Origin of the sequence: Paenibacillus sp. USHLN196 (assembly GCF_037144955.1) — a bacterium.
In the GTDB taxonomy this organism is placed as follows: domain Bacteria; phylum Bacillota; class Bacilli; order Paenibacillales; family Paenibacillaceae; genus Paenibacillus; species Paenibacillus xylanexedens_C.
This window is the reverse complement of record NZ_JBBCYH010000014.1, coordinates 55,626-74,582: the sequence shown is the minus strand read 5'-3', so window position 1 is coordinate 74,582 and position 18,957 is coordinate 55,626. Positions and strand designations below refer to the sequence as shown.

Annotated in this window: 21 protein-coding genes; 9 read left to right on the top strand and 12 right to left on the bottom strand. The window is 41.5% G+C overall.

What is annotated here, in order from left to right:
* Positions 1-256 precede the first annotated feature (256 nt).
* Positions 257-631 carry an iron-sulfur cluster biosynthesis family protein gene (locus WFI24_RS27115; RefSeq protein WP_336765071.1) on the top strand — a complete coding sequence of 125 codons (375 nt, stop codon included), beginning with the start codon at positions 257-259 and terminating at the stop codon, positions 629-631.
* 558 nt (positions 632-1,189) lie between these two features.
* The gene (locus WFI24_RS27110) at positions 1,190-1,429 is read left to right on the top strand and encodes a hypothetical protein (RefSeq protein ID WP_336765070.1); all 240 of its coding nucleotides are present in this window, start codon (positions 1,190-1,192) and stop codon (positions 1,427-1,429) included.
* Positions 1,430-1,523: 94 nt separating this feature from the next.
* Here the strand turns inward: WFI24_RS27110 and WFI24_RS27105 are convergent, their stop codons facing one another.
* Together WFI24_RS27105 and WFI24_RS27100 are read right to left on the bottom strand one after the other, a co-directional pair.
* On the bottom strand, positions 1,524-1,829 hold the full coding sequence (locus WFI24_RS27105; protein WP_336765069.1) for a WXG100 family type VII secretion target: 306 nt from the start codon (positions 1,827-1,829) through the stop codon (positions 1,524-1,526).
* Between the two features lie 15 nt (positions 1,830-1,844).
* Positions 1,845-3,200 carry a lipase family protein gene (locus tag WFI24_RS27100; RefSeq protein ID WP_336765068.1) on the bottom strand — a complete coding sequence of 452 codons (1,356 nt, stop codon included), beginning with the start codon at positions 3,198-3,200 and terminating at the stop codon, positions 1,845-1,847.
* Between the two features lie 153 nt (positions 3,201-3,353).
* On the opposite strand from WFI24_RS27100, the gene WFI24_RS27095 reads away from it, so the two are divergent.
* Positions 3,354-3,602, top strand: coding sequence for a hypothetical protein (locus tag WFI24_RS27095; protein ID WP_336765067.1), 249 nt, complete (start codon positions 3,354-3,356; stop codon positions 3,600-3,602).
* A 498-nt stretch (positions 3,603-4,100) separates the two neighbouring features.
* Here WFI24_RS27095 and WFI24_RS27090 read toward each other — a convergent pair whose 3' ends face one another.
* The 3 genes from WFI24_RS27090 to WFI24_RS27080 all read right to left on the bottom strand — a co-directional run bounded on the left by WFI24_RS27090 (position 4,101) and on the right by WFI24_RS27080 (position 6,083).
* Positions 4,101-4,526 carry a hypothetical protein gene (locus WFI24_RS27090; RefSeq protein ID WP_336765066.1) on the bottom strand — a complete coding sequence of 142 codons (426 nt, stop codon included), beginning with the start codon at positions 4,524-4,526 and terminating at the stop codon, positions 4,101-4,103.
* Positions 4,527-4,718: 192 nt separating this feature from the next.
* On the bottom strand, positions 4,719-5,387 hold the full coding sequence (locus WFI24_RS27085; protein WP_336765065.1) for a Type 1 glutamine amidotransferase-like domain-containing protein: 669 nt from the start codon (positions 5,385-5,387) through the stop codon (positions 4,719-4,721).
* A gap of 210 nt (positions 5,388-5,597) precedes the next feature.
* The gene (locus WFI24_RS27080; protein ID WP_336765064.1) at positions 5,598-6,083 is read right to left on the bottom strand and encodes a hypothetical protein; all 486 of its coding nucleotides are present in this window, start codon (positions 6,081-6,083) and stop codon (positions 5,598-5,600) included.
* Between the two features lie 264 nt (positions 6,084-6,347).
* Here WFI24_RS27080 and WFI24_RS27075 point away from each other — a divergent pair, with 264 nt between their 5' ends.
* Entirely contained in the window at positions 6,348-7,001 is a 654-nt protein-coding gene (locus WFI24_RS27075; RefSeq protein WP_336765063.1) for a copper amine oxidase N-terminal domain-containing protein, read from the top strand.
* 271 nt (positions 7,002-7,272) lie between these two features.
* Here WFI24_RS27075 and WFI24_RS27070 read toward each other — a convergent pair whose 3' ends face one another.
* From WFI24_RS27070 to WFI24_RS27055, 4 genes are all read right to left on the bottom strand, one after another.
* Positions 7,273-8,121, bottom strand: coding sequence for an AraC family transcriptional regulator (locus tag WFI24_RS27070; RefSeq protein WP_336765062.1), 849 nt, complete (start codon positions 8,119-8,121; stop codon positions 7,273-7,275).
* Between the two features lie 235 nt (positions 8,122-8,356).
* Positions 8,357-8,905 (bottom strand): GNAT family N-acetyltransferase, encoded by a 549-nt coding sequence (locus WFI24_RS27065; protein WP_336765061.1) that lies wholly within the window; start codon positions 8,903-8,905, stop codon positions 8,357-8,359.
* A gap of 294 nt (positions 8,906-9,199) precedes the next feature.
* Positions 9,200-9,829, bottom strand: coding sequence for a copper amine oxidase N-terminal domain-containing protein (locus WFI24_RS27060; protein ID WP_336765060.1), 630 nt, complete (start codon positions 9,827-9,829; stop codon positions 9,200-9,202).
* A gap of 20 nt (positions 9,830-9,849) precedes the next feature.
* Positions 9,850-10,359: a hypothetical protein gene (locus tag WFI24_RS27055; protein ID WP_336765059.1), complete on the bottom strand. Its 510-nt coding sequence runs from the start codon at positions 10,357-10,359 to the stop codon at positions 9,850-9,852.
* 787 nt (positions 10,360-11,146) lie between these two features.
* On the opposite strand from WFI24_RS27055, the gene WFI24_RS27050 reads away from it, so the two are divergent.
* Positions 11,147-12,361: a peptidase M56 gene (locus WFI24_RS27050; RefSeq protein WP_336765058.1), complete on the top strand. Its 1,215-nt coding sequence runs from the start codon at positions 11,147-11,149 to the stop codon at positions 12,359-12,361.
* 472 nt (positions 12,362-12,833) lie between these two features.
* Here the strand turns inward: WFI24_RS27050 and WFI24_RS27045 are convergent, their stop codons facing one another.
* From WFI24_RS27045 to WFI24_RS27035, 3 genes are all read right to left on the bottom strand, one after another.
* Entirely contained in the window at positions 12,834-13,016 is a 183-nt protein-coding gene (locus WFI24_RS27045; RefSeq protein ID WP_336765057.1) for a hypothetical protein, read from the bottom strand.
* A 118-nt stretch (positions 13,017-13,134) separates the two neighbouring features.
* Positions 13,135-13,473: a hypothetical protein gene (locus WFI24_RS27040; protein WP_336765056.1), complete on the bottom strand. Its 339-nt coding sequence runs from the start codon at positions 13,471-13,473 to the stop codon at positions 13,135-13,137.
* Between the two features lie 102 nt (positions 13,474-13,575).
* Entirely contained in the window at positions 13,576-14,052 is a 477-nt protein-coding gene (locus WFI24_RS27035; protein WP_336765055.1) for a hypothetical protein, read from the bottom strand.
* A 219-nt stretch (positions 14,053-14,271) separates the two neighbouring features.
* Here WFI24_RS27035 and WFI24_RS27030 point away from each other — a divergent pair, with 219 nt between their 5' ends.
* The 4 genes from WFI24_RS27030 (at position 14,272) to WFI24_RS27015 (ending at position 18,892) form a co-directional block, all read left to right on the top strand.
* Entirely contained in the window at positions 14,272-15,951 is a 1,680-nt protein-coding gene (locus WFI24_RS27030; RefSeq protein ID WP_336765054.1) for a PucR family transcriptional regulator, read from the top strand.
* A gap of 229 nt (positions 15,952-16,180) precedes the next feature.
* On the top strand, positions 16,181-16,957 hold the full coding sequence (locus tag WFI24_RS27025; RefSeq protein ID WP_145323717.1) for an ABC transporter ATP-binding protein: 777 nt from the start codon (positions 16,181-16,183) through the stop codon (positions 16,955-16,957).
* Positions 16,957-17,829 (top strand): ABC transporter permease, encoded by an 873-nt coding sequence (locus WFI24_RS27020; protein WP_336765053.1) that lies wholly within the window; start codon positions 16,957-16,959, stop codon positions 17,827-17,829. The genes WFI24_RS27025 and WFI24_RS27020 overlap by 1 nt, the downstream gene beginning before the upstream one ends.
* Positions 17,830-17,863: 34 nt before the next feature.
* Complete coding sequence (locus WFI24_RS27015; protein WP_336765052.1) at positions 17,864-18,892, top strand: ABC transporter substrate-binding protein; 1,029 nt, start codon at positions 17,864-17,866, stop codon at positions 18,890-18,892.
* Positions 18,893-18,957: the final 65 nt, after the last annotated feature.

Here is an 18,957-nt window from a genome sequence, read left to right as displayed (position 1 = left end):
TAATTTTCCCTATTTTCCCTGCTTATCATACCAGATAAGGAATGGCGATGAAATGGGTTTCATTGATGGGCGAATAATTTCACACTGGACCAATAGAAGTTTGGGGGATGACATTCATACGTGAATTGTCCGATGCGTTACTCATTAGCGTCAATATTTTTACAGGACATGTTTGCTTTTCTTTATTTCTCCTTCTAATCTGTGTTTATGGTCCATATATTAAATTGTAAGCGAATTCATTGGAGATTAGAGGAGTGTGAACGACGTCATGATCATTCAAGTCAGTCCGCTGGCAGAAGCAAGACTTACTGAAAAGCTGGGAGATCGACCGGGCTATTTCAAATTGTTTTATGATACCGATGGATGCGGTTGTGACGGAATTGCGGTACTTCTGATCTTGAACGACCTGGATAGCGATGATGTTACTGTAGAAGCAGGTTCGCTTCCTTTTGTAATTAACAAACAGCAGCAGATTTACTTTGAACCCTGTCTGCGTCTGCAATCCGAGCACAGCTTCCCTTCGTTCCGTCTGAGCAGTGATTCCATGATCTATGGCAGCAACGTCAAAGTCCATGATTTACGAGATACCGCAGACGTAGCCCCTCAGCCAACCGGTTGGTTCGTACGATAAACGTTGACTCAGCACTATAATCAAAACCTCCCAACCCCAGATAATATGCGGGATGGGAGGTTTTTTATCAATTTCAACGAGTTCATCAGGCATTATTCTCGTAAACATTTCATATTCGTGCAGTGCCTCTGTACCTCTGCCCTCTATTTCCAACAAGTTTTTCAGGACCAAAGAGGTGAAAGCTTGATAATTAATATAGACTTTAGTTTAATACAAATAATTACAAGTAAACCGTATACTTAGATAACCACATATGAATTTAGGAGATACACAAAACGGAATACCTAATTAAAGGTATAAGTCTAGTTATACCAAAAACACGGTTAGAACATTGTATCCGTTTAGAAGTGTCGAGGAGGAATATTGAAACTTATGAAGTTACCCACAATCTTGAACGTAGTCCGCATCTTGTTGAGTATTAAAGTTATATACCTTATTGTTTCTTTCAGTGTATTTCTCTATATTTTCAGTCAAAATCCTGAAGCCTTTGCCGGTTATCAAGTGAACGGCAATGATTTGATTAATTTCTCTAATGAAATTACTGGGAGAATCATATTTTTGATCATTCCTAGTTTGCTTGCTATCATCTCCATCACCAAACGACAGTTTAGATCGACTGTTACGTTCCTGAGTATCGCTTTATTTATCGGACTACTGAATGAAGGACTATTAACTGGACTTGTTCAACTATTCGCCATGTTAGTTGTGCTCTTACATCGACCAAGTAAGATATTTTTAAAGCGCCAGGATTCAAATGACGCAGAGACACAATACATCGCCAAGAAGAGCCTGACTTAAACGTCAGGCTCTATTTTTGATTGAAACGACCGGTATCGGACAGTATGTACACTTTAATTTGAAATAATGCTCTTTTTCTGAATCTTCGATCCTTTTATTGTGTCATGCTGTGGCTTCTATGATCCCTGCGTTCTTCGCGATCAGCCTCTTCCATCTTACGGATATATCGCTTTAACTCCTCTTTGTGAATCTCCAATTCCACCAGACGGGCGGATGCCCCATCAAAAAATGATTGCATTTTATACCCCAATGTGGTGGCAGCATTACCAGCCCAATCTTGTTGCAAGCGACCATGAATGGAACGCATTTTCTGCTCCTGTTGCCTCAAGCGTTCCTGCAACTGCTCACATTGTGCAACTGCTCTTTGCAGATCCGACAGGGATACGGATATTCTCCCCATGTTGCCTTCCTCCTATTATTTGAACTCGTCTGCCAGCAAGAAATCCTCACGTTTGCGTTCTATGTATTCCGCGATCTCACCAATCGATTCTTGGTACCAGCGGTTGATCCGCTGAAGCGTTGCGGTCGCGTTATATGCTATCGGCGTGAACGATTGACTCTCACTGGTGGAGATATGTGTTTGGAACATCTGGATGGAAGCCTGCGCATCGCTAGAAAATCCACTCAAGCTAATCCGCATCTCCCTTGCTGCTTTCGCCAACTCCTCCGGTGTTAATTGAATCTTTCCTCCACCTGCTTGTGCGTTGGCCGCAACTGCGACCAATGGTGCTATAGCACCTCTTACAATGCTCGACAAGGATGCAAGTGCTTCTTGATGAGCCGTCCAGCGTGGTGATATGCCGATCTCTTCTCCTGTTGCCCGATTAATAAGTGGTCCGACAAGATTTCCATTTTTGTCGAACTGATATTGATTCATCGAATGGTATCCTTTGCCCTCATCTTTGGAGAAGGAATCGAAAAGACGATAGACATTGCCTACTTGAAACTTATCCAGATCGATATTAATCGGAAAATCATATAATACAATCGGCGAGTTTGCTCCCAAAGAGCGAATCGGAACCGTAAGTTGATATCGAAGCATCCAATTCTGATACATGGCATTCGCCGAATCGAAATCCTGACCTCTGTAAAAGGTGCTCCCCACGTGCCTGTCATACTCGACAATTCCGCCAGCACCGACAGAATCGTTGGGATCCACGACATTTACGACTTTACCGTCGTAATACCCCTCATTTACTTTGGCTAAACTCACATCATCCAGCAGGTTGGTCACGCTCGGTGCGCTGTAAGTCATGGCCGACAGATCCTGACGTGCCGCCACGTATTGCGCCAATCCGCCACCGAGCGAATGCCCTGTCAACGAAATACTTGCATCAGGATACGTCTGGCTCACTTTCTCGTAGAGTACTTCCGCTTGGCGAAACTGGTTGTTCTCCCATTCAATATCGTCCTTGATCGCTTCGACAAAGCTTTTTTTAAATATGTTGTGATGGTCCGGGTCCGTGACGGCATCCTCCAGCCGGCGTGTTCGGCCGCCAAGAACGTCGAACACATCGGTCTCGTAATCGGCTCCCATATCAAACCAGTTTCCACCCGGTTCAGTTCCGCGGTAACCAATAACGATCTGGTCGGTTTGTTCGTTTTGAAGCACTAAGGCATCGAAACCTGAAACTTTATTATGTAACTCAGCACCCTCAGGCTCGACAACTTTCCAAGGTTCCAATTCTGGGAGGACAAATCCCTCGGAAACGTCTTGATATGCAAGCTTGGAAAATTTCATGTACGTCTCATCTGAAATGTAAGTTTTCAAAAAATAAACCTCCTATATTTACTCTTAAACTTAAAATATAGTAATATACCCATATCATGATAGATGCAAGGAGTGGACACTATACTAAAAAGTAAGTCACTAATTATATTTATTTTTGTTTGTTTTGTCCTAATTATGGGAGGTTGTAGCTTTATGTCTGATTCTCGTGAAGATGCTCAAACCGTTAACAAGGCTATGGAAGCAGGAAAAACGTACTTTAAAGAAAAATATGATCTCAATGTTGAATTTACGCGCCACAAGTTCAATCCTCCCGATCTTGGGACAGACGTGGGGCTCTATGGACATTTGACAGAAGATAAGGGTACAGAAGTTTTTCTGCTTATTAACTATGAGACACTTGAAGTCGTCACTGCGGCCGTTCCCGAAGAACTTACTCAATAATGTTTCTGAGCCTCTTTCTGAGGCTCTTTTCTTATATTAGACATCAATTTCACGAGACATCATCATGATATCAAACATTATTTCAGTAATCAGGATCTGCACGCCAAGGGACTTCCTTCTTTTTTCCAAGGGAGTAAAATTCATTATAGGACATCTATTCCTGTCCAGGTAGTTAAACACTCAAAAACAGGAATATAGTCACACTCTTCCCCCAAGTGAACAGTGATTCATTGAATAGTATAGGCTGTTGTTACCAGAAGAGAGAAAGTTTAATTTTCATGAATATACCAGTTAATGCAACTCCAATTGTTGTAACTGAATCTGTGATCCAATAATTAACCTATTAGTTACTAGTCTCTCTCCAGATTTCAATACACATTCGTAATCAATCTCAAATTGGGTTAAGCTAAAATCGGTATAATAGACTGTATTTAATATTCTATAATTTCATATAAAGTTCCTTGTTCGACTGAATCCATCAGTTCAATATTACTAAGATTAATTCACACGAATCTCAATAGGATTCATGGTTAACAAGATATCCCCGGTCATATCTACAAAGAGATTTTGTTTCCCTCTTTTGGTTACCATAAATTCATCTTCAACCTCAACCACTTGACCTGATTTAAACTCAGTGAAATATCCTATATCCATATAACTACGCTCCTCGTTACTACCGGAGAAGGAGAAACGAATGATAGGTTTTCCATGGAAAACTTCAACGGGTTTAATACCTGTATATTTTAGAGTTCCTTTTACTTTCAGTGCCTCACCAGTACCTAAAACAGTTGGTGTTGTGACTTCGAGAACGAAATCAGATGCTACTACACGTTCAGTAATTGTATATTCATTTTTTTCTTTTGATGAACATCCAGCAAATATCATGGATACCACTAGTACCAACATTATGATGTTACTACTCATTTTAATAACTTCATATCACCCCTCTCATACTCTAACGAATGATGTATAGAAAGGGTTGCTCAATTTGTTCCTTGGTTTCCCTGAACTATCTCCAAGCATAGAGAGGAGACTTGAGACGATTAACTTTAAGCATTGATTTTATACATCAAAAGGAATTATTTATTTAGGTTAGGTTACAGCCACTCACTTTAATTAAAGCGTCTCAACCAATTTCTTAATCTTTGAGTGGGAAATTAAATATACAGGACCCATTGTTTCTATTTTGCCATCCTTTACACGTATAGCGCTCTCCTGTTCTGACGCATAAACATCAATCTCTTCTGACAAGGGGAACAGGTAGCCTTGAACAAACATGGCGTAGTCGCGTTGAGAATGAGATTCGTAGGCAAAATGATCAAAGCCTATACCATCATAAATAGTACTTGTTTCAACCTTATGGCCAGCGTTTTTCGAGGATAACCATTTTGCAGCCATGTTTAACGCACCAGCACTGGCACCTATGATAACAGCATTACTGTTCTTAATTGCATCCGATAATTCATAATCCGTCAAAAAATCGTTCTGCAAAACAGGATCTCCACCGCACAAAAAAATGACAGAAGCGTGATGAATTAATTGCTGGGCATCTTTCTTCTGCATGCGGTAATCCATGAAATGATTTTCATCAAAAATAATGTTAGCCTGATTCAACCATGTCCATTCAGAAATATCATCAAAGTTAATTTGCTCATCTGTATAACCAGACGGGTCAGCGCTAATCATAACAAGCGATTTTCTGTCTTGTATGTCCTCATGCAACAATTTGACCAGCTTCTCTGGAAAAAAATCATTAAACCAACTGATATAGTAGTGAGTACTCAAACTTAATTACCTCCATATGTATTATTTACATGCATCTATTCTTAACGAAAATATATTATATTACAATAGTCTGGAATTGTAGTGTGCGAAATATGTTCCCACGTTAACCTGCTCGTTAGCTGAACAAAAGTAGCTGATCACATTGATCAGCTGCTTTCTTGTTATTATTGAACTATCGTTTCCCGTTAGTTTAATGTCGAACTCCTAAACTTAAATCTTTTGAATTGCCATTTCTATTTGTTTATTAAATTTCGCATTCTTCGAATTGTCTACGGTTTCATGATGCCAATACAGAATAAGAACATTTTTATATTGATAAATGTTTGGTATTTGCATATCATACTTTTCCTTTTGATGATTGAAATCATTTAGACCTTCTCTTCGAGCTGTCTCTGAATTAAAAATGTATACTGAAATGTACTCTTTATAAACTTCTTTTACTGTTGGTCGAGACACAGAAAACCTGTTGGCGTGAACGTTATTTAATATCCAATCATTATTCAGTTCTTCTTTAAACATTTCAATTCCCTCAGTTTTTAAAGCGGCTGTCACTTTATCCAAAGTAAGATTGTTTTCGTTTTCAATCAAAAGTTTCTCTTTATCATTCACATTCACTGGCTCATTTCCCGTTTGATTAGAAAAGCAGCCAGATAGAATGAAGCAAATGACTATCAGTGTAATCATCATTTTTTTCATAATAATCCCCCTTTTCATCAGTTAACGACGTTTGGAAATGGAGGAAGGTTGCTAAGATAAGGAATTTGAATTTTAATATTATGCTATCCTGACCGTTAGTTTAATCCTTACAATAGGTTAAATTGAAAACCACCTGATTCAGCAACCTCGCAGAGCGGTGAAAAGAAGTGCCATTGTTGATTTCAATGTAATACTCTATAATAATTATCGGATTTAAAGATAGTGTAAGTATCATAGATACCAATTACGAAAGGAAGCTTCAACATGAAGGAAAAAATTATTGCCGGATTCCTTTCAGCTGCTTTACTACTTAGCCCAATAGCTGCTCTTGCAGATGAGGCAGTTAATCTCAATGGGAAATTGGTTGATGGTCGAGTATTTATGCCTTTGAGAGCCGCGGGTGATCAGATCGGAGCAGTAACCACTTGGAATCAGAAAACTCAAACGGCAACTGTTAAAAAAGATGGAAAAGTATTGGAAGTAAAGCTAGGGAAATACGTTAAAATGTTTGACAATCGAGTGTACGTCCAGTTCCGAGAGTTTAACGAAACATTCTTTGAGCAAGACCATATCGTCTGGCATCCAACTGATTTGGTTGCTAGTTCTGAACACATCACTGTCGATATTGGAACACTGGATAATGCCCAAGCCTTCAAATTGGTGAAACCTTTATTCAGCAAACACGAAGATTCTAAGGAATATTTCGAAGATAAAGACAACTCATACTACGGTCTTTCAATCTCTTACTCTGGAACTGATAAAGCAGTTGTTACCGTTAGTACTGGACAGAAAGACGAGTACGGAAGATACATTTACACATGCTCATACAAAGTTAACGTAAGCAGGTATAGCTCTGGTTGGAAAGTCGTTTCATACAATTACACCAAAACGGAAATTCCTGACTGGGTTTATTCTTAATAGAACCAACGCTGTACAAAACTTCTGGAGTCCTGAAACAGGCTCCTTTTTTATTTATACGTATAATAACTTATAAAATGAGGACCACACCTTGTCGCAGCAGCGAACTAACCTGCCCGTTATTGAACAAAAGCAGCCGATCATATTGATCAGCTGCTTTCTTTGCTTTATAACACTATCGTTTCTACGTTAACGTAATGAAGCTGCAATCTTTCCGGTATCTTCATCCTTGTTTCTACGATGGAACTAAAGCTCTTCGTTAGTTCCATTGTTACTTTTTCTTTACTGGTATCCATATCTCACCCTGTGTATGCCCCGGCATTCCATAATACATTTCAAATTGAGGACCCTCAACCTGTTCGTATCCAGATGTCGGGAACCATTCGGTATATACCCGTTCCCAGAGTTTTTGTAAATCACATTGCGGCTCCGGGAAAATAGCAAATGTTAAAGCTGGAACAGATAGCTTTGTAAATCTCTTCGGAATTTCAAGTCCCTTTGGTAGATGATAGCATACCATGTACTTGAATGATTCTCCTGTATGGTCATATAAGGCAGCATGCAGCACGGTATTACCCAACCGCCCTAGCAACTCGTTCATTAGATCCACACTGCCGTCCTCATCACATTGCTTACGGAACTGAGGAACATCAATAAATGACATTTGTAAATCCTGACTTACAAGACCATAAACGCCGAACATCTCGAAAGCTCCTCTTTGTTCTATCCGGTAATTCATCTCGACATCTCCTCTTATTGAGATATGAAAGGACATTCGAGGATAGGCTTTTAAGGAAACGCCTTTATCGCGCGCAGATATCGGCATAACCCCATGGAGATTCTTAAACGCCCGTGCGAACGCTTCCGGCGATTGGTATCCATATTTCATAGCAACATCGATTACCCTTGCATCGGTTGTCTGCAGTTCAAAAGCCGCTAATGTCAAACGACGACGTCGGATGTACTCGGATAACGTGATTCCGGTAATGAACGGGAACATTCGTTGGAAATGATAGGTAGAGCAACAGGCAATCTGCGCTATTTCATCATATGAGATATTGTTCGCCAAATTTGTTTCGATATGATCCATTGCGCTTTTCATCCTCTCCAACCAATCCATCGTTCGCATCCCCTGAAGATCCATCCCAACAAATCTTGTCTAATTAAGTTCTCCCTCGTCACCACGTTAACCTGCCCGTTAGCTTAATGAGGTCATCAGTCTAATATAATTTTTCCGTTCGCTACTGTCCTAAAAGGTATACAAAAAAGGACCGTTATCATTTCTGCAACGGTCCCTATTGTCATACGTTAGATGTAAACCGCAGTTGATCACGTTGATTCTTTTTTCAATTATGCTAACGTTTCCCGTTAGTTAAATTTTGCCCTGATTCAAATGAAAAGATAGGACCATCCCATTTTTCGTTTTGTAGAAGCTGCTCTCTATAGGAGCTCTGCGTTCTATAGGTGCCTATAATCTGCTTCCAGAACGCATAGGCGGGCTTGTTATAGAGTGTTTTCCTTATTTCCCATGTCCCAGTAAATTCATCAAAGAGTATGTGTGCAACATGACTCCCCACCCCCTTACGCCTATGTTTCCTCATAATAAAGAAGTCACTTATTAAATTTGTTTTCTCAGCTGTACTTAATTTCATATACTCAATAGGTACGTCTAGACTTATGAGAACAAAGCCTGCAATTTCTCCCAGCAGCGACGGTAAGAGGTCTGCCAGTCCGGACGGCCAGTGGTACAGGAAGAGGCGTCGCAGCCCGCCACCACCAGGACGTCTATCCCGAACCAGCGGCACCCAGTTGAAATCTGTATCCCAGCTTTCGTCAAATACATAAGCCATAGTATTGTTATCAATCAAAAATGGAGTATGAATCAATCGCCTTCTATTATGCATTATCGCTGCTCCGACTTTAGTAAAAAGGATAAAGAGTATGTCTATTCTCTTTCCTTGATGAGGCGGAACAATATCCGACGGTTGGTGTTCCAAAACTGGAGCGGACATCGTCTACTCAGGATACAGTCCAAGTGGTTTCATCACTTTAGAAGCGGTAGCAACAGCAACATCCGCTCACAACCTCGACTGTAGGGGCTCTGTCAGGTGATCCTTATCACAAGCCTACACAGCAGTAAACAAAGCCTTTGTCCATAGACGAAGGCTTCATTTACTTTAACTTTATCTGAGAACAAGTTAATTATTTTTGAATGAAAGCCCTGGAAATGCAGCATAGGAATTGATATCTACAGTGCTTACCCGTCCCCAATTTTGTATTTTTCCTTTCACAATATCAAAATCCCAGATCTCTTCGCTTAGCTTCTCTTCATTAGATATAACCTGCACACGTACCTTGATACCATTTTTGGTAGTTTGGGCATCTATAATATTATAATCTATAATAGCCGGATAAATCCCACCAATCGGGATCATATCAAATCCATCAACTGTAACTGATTTGATTAACTCATCATTACGACTATCATAAGCAGCGATATAGACTGCAATAAGATTTTTAACGCCAGACCAACTACTTCCGCTTAGGTCAAGTTCTTCTTTCCATACATCATCCTGCTGAGGCTGATTGTTATCTCTAATGGTAACAGTTTGATTTTTTTGATTCCAACTTACATTAGCGCCTAATGCTTTTGAAACAAAACTGATAGGTACCATCACTCGGTTATCAATCATTCGTGGTGCTACATCAGGAGTAACAGCTTGATTATTTACTACAATTTTAATAGTCCCTTTTGCAAAAGCTAGCCCTACTAATGCAGTAAGTGAAATAACGACTGCAAAAAAGGGAATCAGAATTCTCTTCTTCATATATAACATCCTCCCCAAAATTAATTGGTTAAATGGCCTTTATATAGCCACTGATCCCCCGTTTTCACAAAATCAATATAGATGGCAACATTGCCATCATCTACTTTTGCCAAAAATAATTGAACCTCATTCTCACTCACTGGATCAAATCCGCGATACTCTAGGTTCCCTAACTCAATTGGTGATAAGAGAGAAACATTTTGCTTAGATTCATCATCTTGTAAAGTATACGTATCGTCCTGATCATCCCACGCCACTTCAGGGACAGATAATGTTGCCAAGGCTTCGTAATCTTTATTATTCATAGCGTCAATTATTCTGAATGCTGCATTCAAAGGGCCTCTAACTGTACTCATATCCATTTCATTCAAAGTATTCTGAGCCGCTTCTAATTCATCCTTAAGTTGATTGTTTTCCGTTTGAAGATCCTGAATTCCCTGATCATCTTGGGTAACAGGTAGATCTTTATTAGAATTATCACAAGCAGCCAATGCGAAAGCAAAAATAAACATCAATACAAATCTTCTCATTATATACCTCCTTGAATACGGTTGCCCTATATCTTGATAAACGAGCAATGAGCAAGTTTAGTTACACTAACCTGCCCGTTAGCTTAATGAGGTCATCAGTCTAATATAATTTTTCCATTCGATACTGTCCTAAAAGGTATACAAAAAAAGGATCGTTAGCATCTCTGCAACGATCCCTATTGTCATCTTCTTTGTTCATTAAGCTAACGTTTCCCGTTAGTTCAATAACTCGGACTTATTTTATCTCTCTTAAAAAAAACAATTACCAGTTCTGTCCCTCGATATCTTATCAATGTTGTATTCGAATGTACTATTACTTTCTTAGAATATATTGTTGTATAATTTAAAGTATGGAAAAATTCTTAACTGATTTAACCAAAATTCAACCAAATTACTGGAGGGCTACCCTTCAGATGGATGTGTTCACTTCTATACATCACAGAAGATATTATTGTCATCCCAGATTTGCGTCAATTGAGACATGTTCTTCTACAAGAGCTGGCACATTATAAACGCAAAGATTTTATTATGGGTTCAATCCCTTATGGACGTTAGTGGTATAGCTACATAGGTTTAATCCTTTGGTTTGGCTGGCGCGCCAAAAAATGGCCTCCGATCGGGAAATGGCCTGTGAGGCGGTTGTCCTTTGAAGCGCTGGGTGAGCGGGAATCTTTTTCATATGGCATGACACTTCTTATGCTGTCTCGTTTTTTTCCAAAGCTCTCGTCCTCGGATTAATCTTTCATTTTTCTTCACCAACAAGAATGAGACGAAACGGAGAGTTACAATGATTACGAAGTTTAAACACGGTTCATACAAACTATTTGCCACGGCTATTTTGCTGATAATAGTTTTAAGCGCAGTTTTGGTTACCAACGCCAATGTCGATTCAAATGCTTCTCAAGCAACGGATTCAAAGGAAGAAAATACGGTTTCCTCCTTTCAGATCGACAGACTGATTCCATCGTTCAAATGGTTTCATAATCTGGACCGGGCGCTCGCTTTTTCAACGTTTGACTTTAAAGTGCCTGATTATCTGCCCGAAGGGTATCGCCTAAGAAATGTGGATTTGAATGAGAATTTCAGTAAAGCCAATAAAGCAGACTGGATTGAATTAGCTACGATCACTTTCGTATCGAACTTTGGCCAACAAGACGAACAACACTTTGAAATACAAGCTTCCAAAGGAAACGGCACTTTGCTGGAGCATCAATTATTGTGGGGGGCTTCATATTCCCAAGAACCAGACCTTGCTCCTTCTTACCAGCAAGTAGACCTGACATTAGGTAGGATGAAAGGTATTATGTACACCACTACAAGGCCCAAGTATAAGAAAAAACCTGAAAAAGCCAAAAGTTTTGTATGGCAGGAAAACGGTGTAACGTATTCGATCAATTATTTTAGCGCTGATCTTACACAAGAAGAGCTGGTGAAAATCGTTCAGTCATTTGCTTTGCCAGAACAAGTTCAATATGTCGATTATAAGGGTGAGGGCAATTCATTCCCTTTATATGATAAGACGGATTTGCAGGAAGCAGAACATCTTCTTGGCTTTCCAGTGAAATTCCCGTTTGCCATATCAGACTATGGTCTTAAACTTTCCGATTCGGTTATGCAGCAAGCCGACGATCAGAACACCGGGTTCTCCATCAGACCGGACACAGATGCCTTGAAGAATAGTTATCGCGTTCCTTACAACTCTCCCATTTATGAAATAAATGACATGATTGATTATTATCAGAGCAAAGCGCCTATTGTGGATGTGAACAAGTTGTCGTTCATGCACAAATTGGTGATTAACGGTATCGAAATATCGGCATATAAAGATAAGGATCATATCTATTGGGCGCCTATCCATTCGGATAACAATCAGTTGAAGTTCAAAACGCAAACGTATTACATGTGGAAGCAAGACGGTATTTATTATGCGGCTTTTTTCCTTGGGGTGGACAAACACCAGGAAGAAAATCTTAAAGCTTTAGTAATCGCTCCTGCCCAATAACCAGGAAAATGAGGTCAACATTATGAGAATCAGATTAGCACTTAAGGAGGATCAATTCGTCCCGTCGGTCATTACGTTGAATTATAAGTATTGGAGCAGAGGTTTTCAGCTAAGGCTAAGTTAACCTGCCCGTTAGCTGAACAAAAACAACCGATCAGGTGAACTGCACCTCCATTGTTAGTCGTGTTTAACAAATGTGGTGCAGTTCACAAGTTGATCGGCTACTTTCTGAGGTTTATTAAGCTATCGTATACTATTAGTGTAACAAATGACGACTGATATAATTTGCTACTCCAGTATCATCGAAAACCGAAATGCTTTTCAACTTCCAATAACATCTGATCTTTATTGGACTGAGATGTTCTCATAAACCATTTTAATTGATACTGCTCTGTTTGTTGCAGGTAATGATTCGATGCTCTAACCACCGTATTTTAATGTTTCATCCCGTGCACGTTGTGGATCTGATAAACTAGGGAACAAAATCCTTCATGCCTCTCAGATGATCTCGATTCAGATAATCAGCTCGAATTAGGTCATCATCAGCAAACAAATAAACAACTCGGTTGGGATTAACAATCTCCCTTAGAAAAGCAGGTTCCATAAAGGTATCTACTACGATTGGCTTCTCTTTCCCCATTTGTAATACATCCAAAATAATAAACTCCACACTTTCGTCAAACACGGAATTCAACCAGTGACTTCTATCGTTCCCCCGCCCTAAAAAGAACCATTCCCAGTCAATGAAGTGTCGATCTTAATTTCTGATAAATCTATTCCTCGGAATCGCTTTTTACAAAGTAATTACCGTGAGAAAGAATCTGTTTGGTATCAGCAGTTAAATGATCTAAGTTATCCACCGTTTCCTTCTCGGAAATGAAGGCGTCTTTCTCGGTTACCCTATTAAATGTTCCAAAAGATGTCGTTATACCACTGACATTTTCTAGAGCTCTATTAATTTCCTCTTCTGATAATTTTACTGCAGGACCAAAGTCTGGATAGTTTGGGTTATCCGCTTTAGAATCAACATCATAACTACTAGCATAAATACTTAAAGCAGTCACTGCTGAAACAGTTATTATTAATGCCGTACTGATAAAGAATTTTTTCATTGGAGGTCACTCCTCAATCGTTTCTATAATGTGTGTGCATTCATAAATCCTTTGCCTTCTAGTTCAACTGGGCCTTTGTTTTAGTAGAAACCAGAAAAATAACTAATGATCTGTATACTGCAAAGCGTGAATCGGTGTACCTTTAGTGACTTCACCTGTCAATGTATTGATTTCAAGTGGCTCTACTAAAACCTTCCATCCATTTTCGCTTTTGAAAATTTTATATGGGAGTGGTGGTGACTGTTCGTAGTCTTGTCCTGCATACTTTTGAACTACATAAAGTTGAACTTCATCCGTGTTGATTTGTTTGCTTTCCACAATTTCGTACCCTGTAGTCGGATTGGTTTTAAAATCCTTCACATATCCTTCTTCACGACTTTTCTCATCCAAATAATTGGTATCTTTAGAATAGAACATCATTCCTTCTACATCCCTAGCAATGTAAGCCTGAAAGTACTCCGTTGCTGCTTCCATCGGAGTTTGGGCTACGACTCTTTCCGCAGTTGTAGTCGATGCTACTAAAATAGAACCAGCAACAACACTGGCAAGTAAAAGCGATACTAATCCTTTTCGTTTCATGGATTGAGAACTCCTTTTTAGTGATAGAATTGGTAATAGCGATCAAATTAACTTTAGATCTACTTAGTATAACGCATTAAATTATTGGAAAGTTTTTATATTTATGAGAAATTTGTTTAACATCTATCTTTTAGCCTCTTTATCCAAACTCTTCTTTACGTCCACCTCACTTAATGTTAGATTTTATAACATATCATTACGAAAGCGAGTGGGTTGAAGATGGATCTGCAACAATTATTGACTATCCCCATTCTCTCCAAAGCAAAGGTAATTGCTGGACATCGCGGACTAGATCGTTTGGTACAATCGATTAATATTATGGATGCGCCAGATATTGTGCAATTCCTGAAGCCGGGAGATATGCTGCTGACGAACGGCTATATCCTGAAAGACCGCCCCGATGCTCATCTTGCATTCATTACAGATATGCACGCGATTGGTTGTGCGGCGCTTGCGGTCAAGACACAGCGCTTCTCTCTTGAATTATCCCCGCAACTGCTCGAGACAGCCGATAAGCTGGGGTTTCCTATCATCGAACTGTCTGAGATAGACAATACACTCGGTGAAATATTTCAACAATCGATCAGCGCCATCCTTCAGAATAAAACCCATGAGCTCCACTACGCCTTATCTATTCACAAACAATTTTCCACGATGGTTATGCAGGGAAAAGGTATACCCTCCATCGTAGATACGCTGTCTCAGTTGCTATCCTCACCTGTACTTCTGCTTGGTTCAAAGAAGCAGATTACGGCAAGCTCCCATTATGCACAACAGATGGATCGCCAGTCTCTCGCCGCGCCCATACTAACATTTATAGATGATCACCCTTCCTTCCATACCGCAATCTCGATCTGCCTACTTACTGCCGATAAATATCGACATGCTGAGCTACATCCCATCTTTACTGATCGGCACGAGGGCTATTTAATCGCACTATTCGACGATTCCGCAAACTTTAAGCTCTCCACTCTGGCACTGGAACAAGCCGTCAATGTGATCGGTCTGGAGTTAACCAAGAAGCAAGCGGTCAAGGAACGTTCCCGCCGTTACAAAAATGAATATTTCTCCGATCTCATTCAGGGCTTCATTCGTTCTGAACAAGAAGCGCTGCATCGTGGCAAGAAATATGGGCTACAAGCCAAAGGAAGCTCCGTTCTCATCATTGCTAAAAAGGATGAATCTTTATCGAGCATGCTTAACCAGAGCCTCACTCCCCCTGGAGAAGAGCGACACATCTCGGAACGAGACGCTTATTACGAGCTGATTAAGCAGGAGTTCGCCAGACTGGATCTCTCCTTCGTCATGTTCACGAAGAACGACCAGTTCGGTATACTCGTCTTTTTGGCCGAATCGTCTTGGGACGAACAACTCGTTGTTCAGCAGCTTGAACAGATCGCGAGCACCCTATATACGGAATCGCAGCTCAGCCTATCCTTTGGCATAGGCAATCCCTACACGAATGTACTGGATATCGGATTATCCTATAAAGAAGCAGTCAAGGCGCTTCAATCCGGCTATCAGATGAGAAAGACCCGCTTCGCTCATTCCTATCAAACCATGGATATAAGCCGCCTGCTGCGCATGATACCTTATGATGAAATGCTTCAGTTCCATCAAGAAACCTTTAAGGCCTTCGCTGGCCGAGATCCAAACGAGCGCAGCGAACTGATGAAAACCTTGTCCTCTTTCTATGAGAATCACTGCCAGATCGTCGATACGGCGAAAGAGCTGTTCGTACATCGCAATACAGTCATCTACAGGCTTGAGAAATGCGAAAAATTGACCGGCAGGAACATCAAGGATCCGAGTGAGAGTCTGCGCTTCCGCCTCGCCTTCGCACTGGAGTCGCTGCTGAATGTCAATCCAGCCCCTAGCAAAGCTAATCATACGTCTTAAACCGAGAACGTGTCATGTATAATGACACGTTCTTTTATTTTCTTTTCCCAACCCTATCTCTTTTGTACATTTTAACTGATTCATTTCTATTTTTATGTTCATAGTAACTAATGACAATTGGGCAAACAGTCTATATGATTAGGAATATAATCATCAATGTCATATTAATTAACACAAACTCACACCAAGAAACAACAACCAACAGGCTGTAGGAAAGGGGCTACCTATCATGGCTATACAGATACAAGGCGTATCCAAATCATTTGTCAGTGCAACCGGAGAAGATATTCAGGTCCTGGCTGAGGTTTCGATGCAAATCAAGAAACAGGAATTCTTCAGTATCGTGGGACCGAGCGGTTGCGGTAAGAGTACGATCTTCAATATTATCGCGGGTCTGCTTAAGCCAACGAATGGCAAAGTTATCGTCTGTGGCGAAGAGATCGACCAGACTACCGGGCATGTTGGCTATATGATGCAGAAGGATCTACTGCTTCCTTGGAGAAGCATCCTGGATAATGTCACGTTAGGCTTGGAAGTGAAGGGCATGTCCAAAAAGGATCGTGGCGATATTGCCATGGATTATCTGGATCGCTACGGCCTGGCTTCATTCGCAGAAGCCTATCCCTCCACACTATCAGGCGGTATGCGCCAACGTGTAGCCCTCATACGTACCCTCGTTACCCAGCCCGATATTATATTACTGGATGAACCCTTCTCAGCACTTGATTATCAGACTAGACTCATTCTGGAAGATGAAATCTTATCCATTCTAAAATCCGAGGGCAAGACAGGCGTCCTGATCACGCATGACATCGAGGAAGCGATTGCCATCTCCGACCGCATTGCCGTTATGAGTAAAAGACCAACAACCGTGAAGCAGGTGTATGACATTGGTCTCGCCTCGCAATATGGCTCAGCACTGAAAGCCCGCTCCGACCAGAAGTTCAAGCAGTATTTTGAATCGATCTGGGCAGAGCTTGATATCCAGATGGGGAGGATCAGCTAATGAAGAGCACATCACCTGAAGTTACCCTTGCCGGAAAGCCTGCTGGAGTTACGAAGAGCAAGAGCAAACGCAGACAGTCCACATTCTCCAAAGACTGGCTGATGACGATGCTGTGGCGGTTCATTATTGTAGCGGTCATCTTGGTGATCTGGGAATCCGCCGTTCGTCTGAAACTGGTTAACGGATTCCTCATGGGATCACCAAGCGCCATTCTTGATGCCGCCATCACGATGGCCAGCTCAGGCCAACTGCTTACAGACGCGTTTGCAACGGTGAATGCCACCGTTATCGGCTTTGTAGCCGGAAGCTTAATTGGTTCATTAGCAGGACTGCTCATGTGGTATTCCAAGTCCGTTGCCCGTGTGCTCGATCCATTCATCGTAGCGCTGAACGGCATTCCGAAAATTGCGCTCGCTCCCATGATTATTATCTGGTTCGGTTCAGGCATCTTCTCCAAGATTGCTCTTGCCTCCGTGGCAACATTTATCGTAGCGCTGTTATCCGCCTACCAAGCGACTCATCAGATCGACGAATCCCAGATTAATCTGATGAAATCCTTCGGTGCAAAGAAGTCACAAATTTTCCGCAAAATTATCGTTCCATCCTCTCTGCCATGGATTATCTCGGCCTTCCGTATCAATATCGGATTAGCATTGGTGTCTGTCGTAGGCGGAGAATTCATCTCTTCAGATAAAGGGCTCGGACATATGGTATTCGTCGAAGGTAACCTGTTCAACCTTCCGGCCGTATGGGTTGGCGTGTTCATGCTTATGCTGGTCGCCATGCTCCTCTACACCTGTGTCGGGTATATCGAATCCCGTCTCCTCCCATGGAATGACAACAAGACCAGCAGCAAATCCACTTCTGTATAGCTGACCTACAACCATAAAAGGGGCCTGATGACTAATGCGTACATTCAAAAAGATAGCTATTCTAGCAGCGATGACACTTCTATTGACTACACTGCTCAGCGGGTGTGGGGGCAATGCCACAACACCCACTAACGGCGCAGGTGCCTCTAATAGCGAGGGGCAAGAAAATACACAGGTGGACAAAATTATGGTGTCTGAGGTTTATCACAATCTGCTCTACCTTCCCTTGTATGTAGCGAATAACCAAGGTTTTCTAAAGGAGAATCGCATTGAGCTATCTTCTATCCGTGCTGCCGGAAGCGGGCCAACAGCATTGTCGTCGGTCATCTCAGGTGAGTCCGCATTCTCCTTCCACGGTCCTGAACATGTCGCATTCGCTAATGCGAAGGGCGGAGATGCTCGCTCACTGGTCCTTCTATCCGGCAGCGCTCCAGTATGGGCAGTCGCGAGAGAAGGAGTAACCGTGAATTCGACAGAGGATTTCAAAGGTAAAACCATCGTAGTGGGCTTGGCGCCTACAAGCTCCAACAGTTTACTACGGAAGTTGTTCGCTGACAATAACATCGATATCGACAAGGATGTGACGATCACTGAGGTTCAAAATGGCTCCGAGCTTGGTGCTGTATTAGCAGGCAAAGCCGACATTGCTATCGTTTACGAACCTCAACTGGATCAAGGCATTGCAGAGGGGCTGCATATTGTCCATGATTTCACGAAGGATTATCCAGACTTCGCCTTTGCAACGATGAACACAACCGCAAGCTTCATTGAGAAGAATCCCGATCTCACCCAGCGCTTCGTGACCTCAATCGAGCAAGCCCTAGACTACATTCAATCGAATCCTGAAGGCGCCAAAGCAGTCGCAGTGAAGGAATTCCCGAATCTAGACAAGAACGTCGTGGAGCAAGCGGTACAACGCATGATCGACAGCAAGGTATATCCTCCGGAGGGACTCATCAATGAATCAGCATTCGAGACCGCAATTGGCATGCAGCGCTTCATCGGCAATCTGAAGGAAGACCTCGCTTACGAGGACATTATCGATTCAAGCTTCACCAAATAGAGAGAGAAAGGTTGATTACTCTGAAGCAGGACGACTATCTCACACACCGACGTACAGAAAGCGCC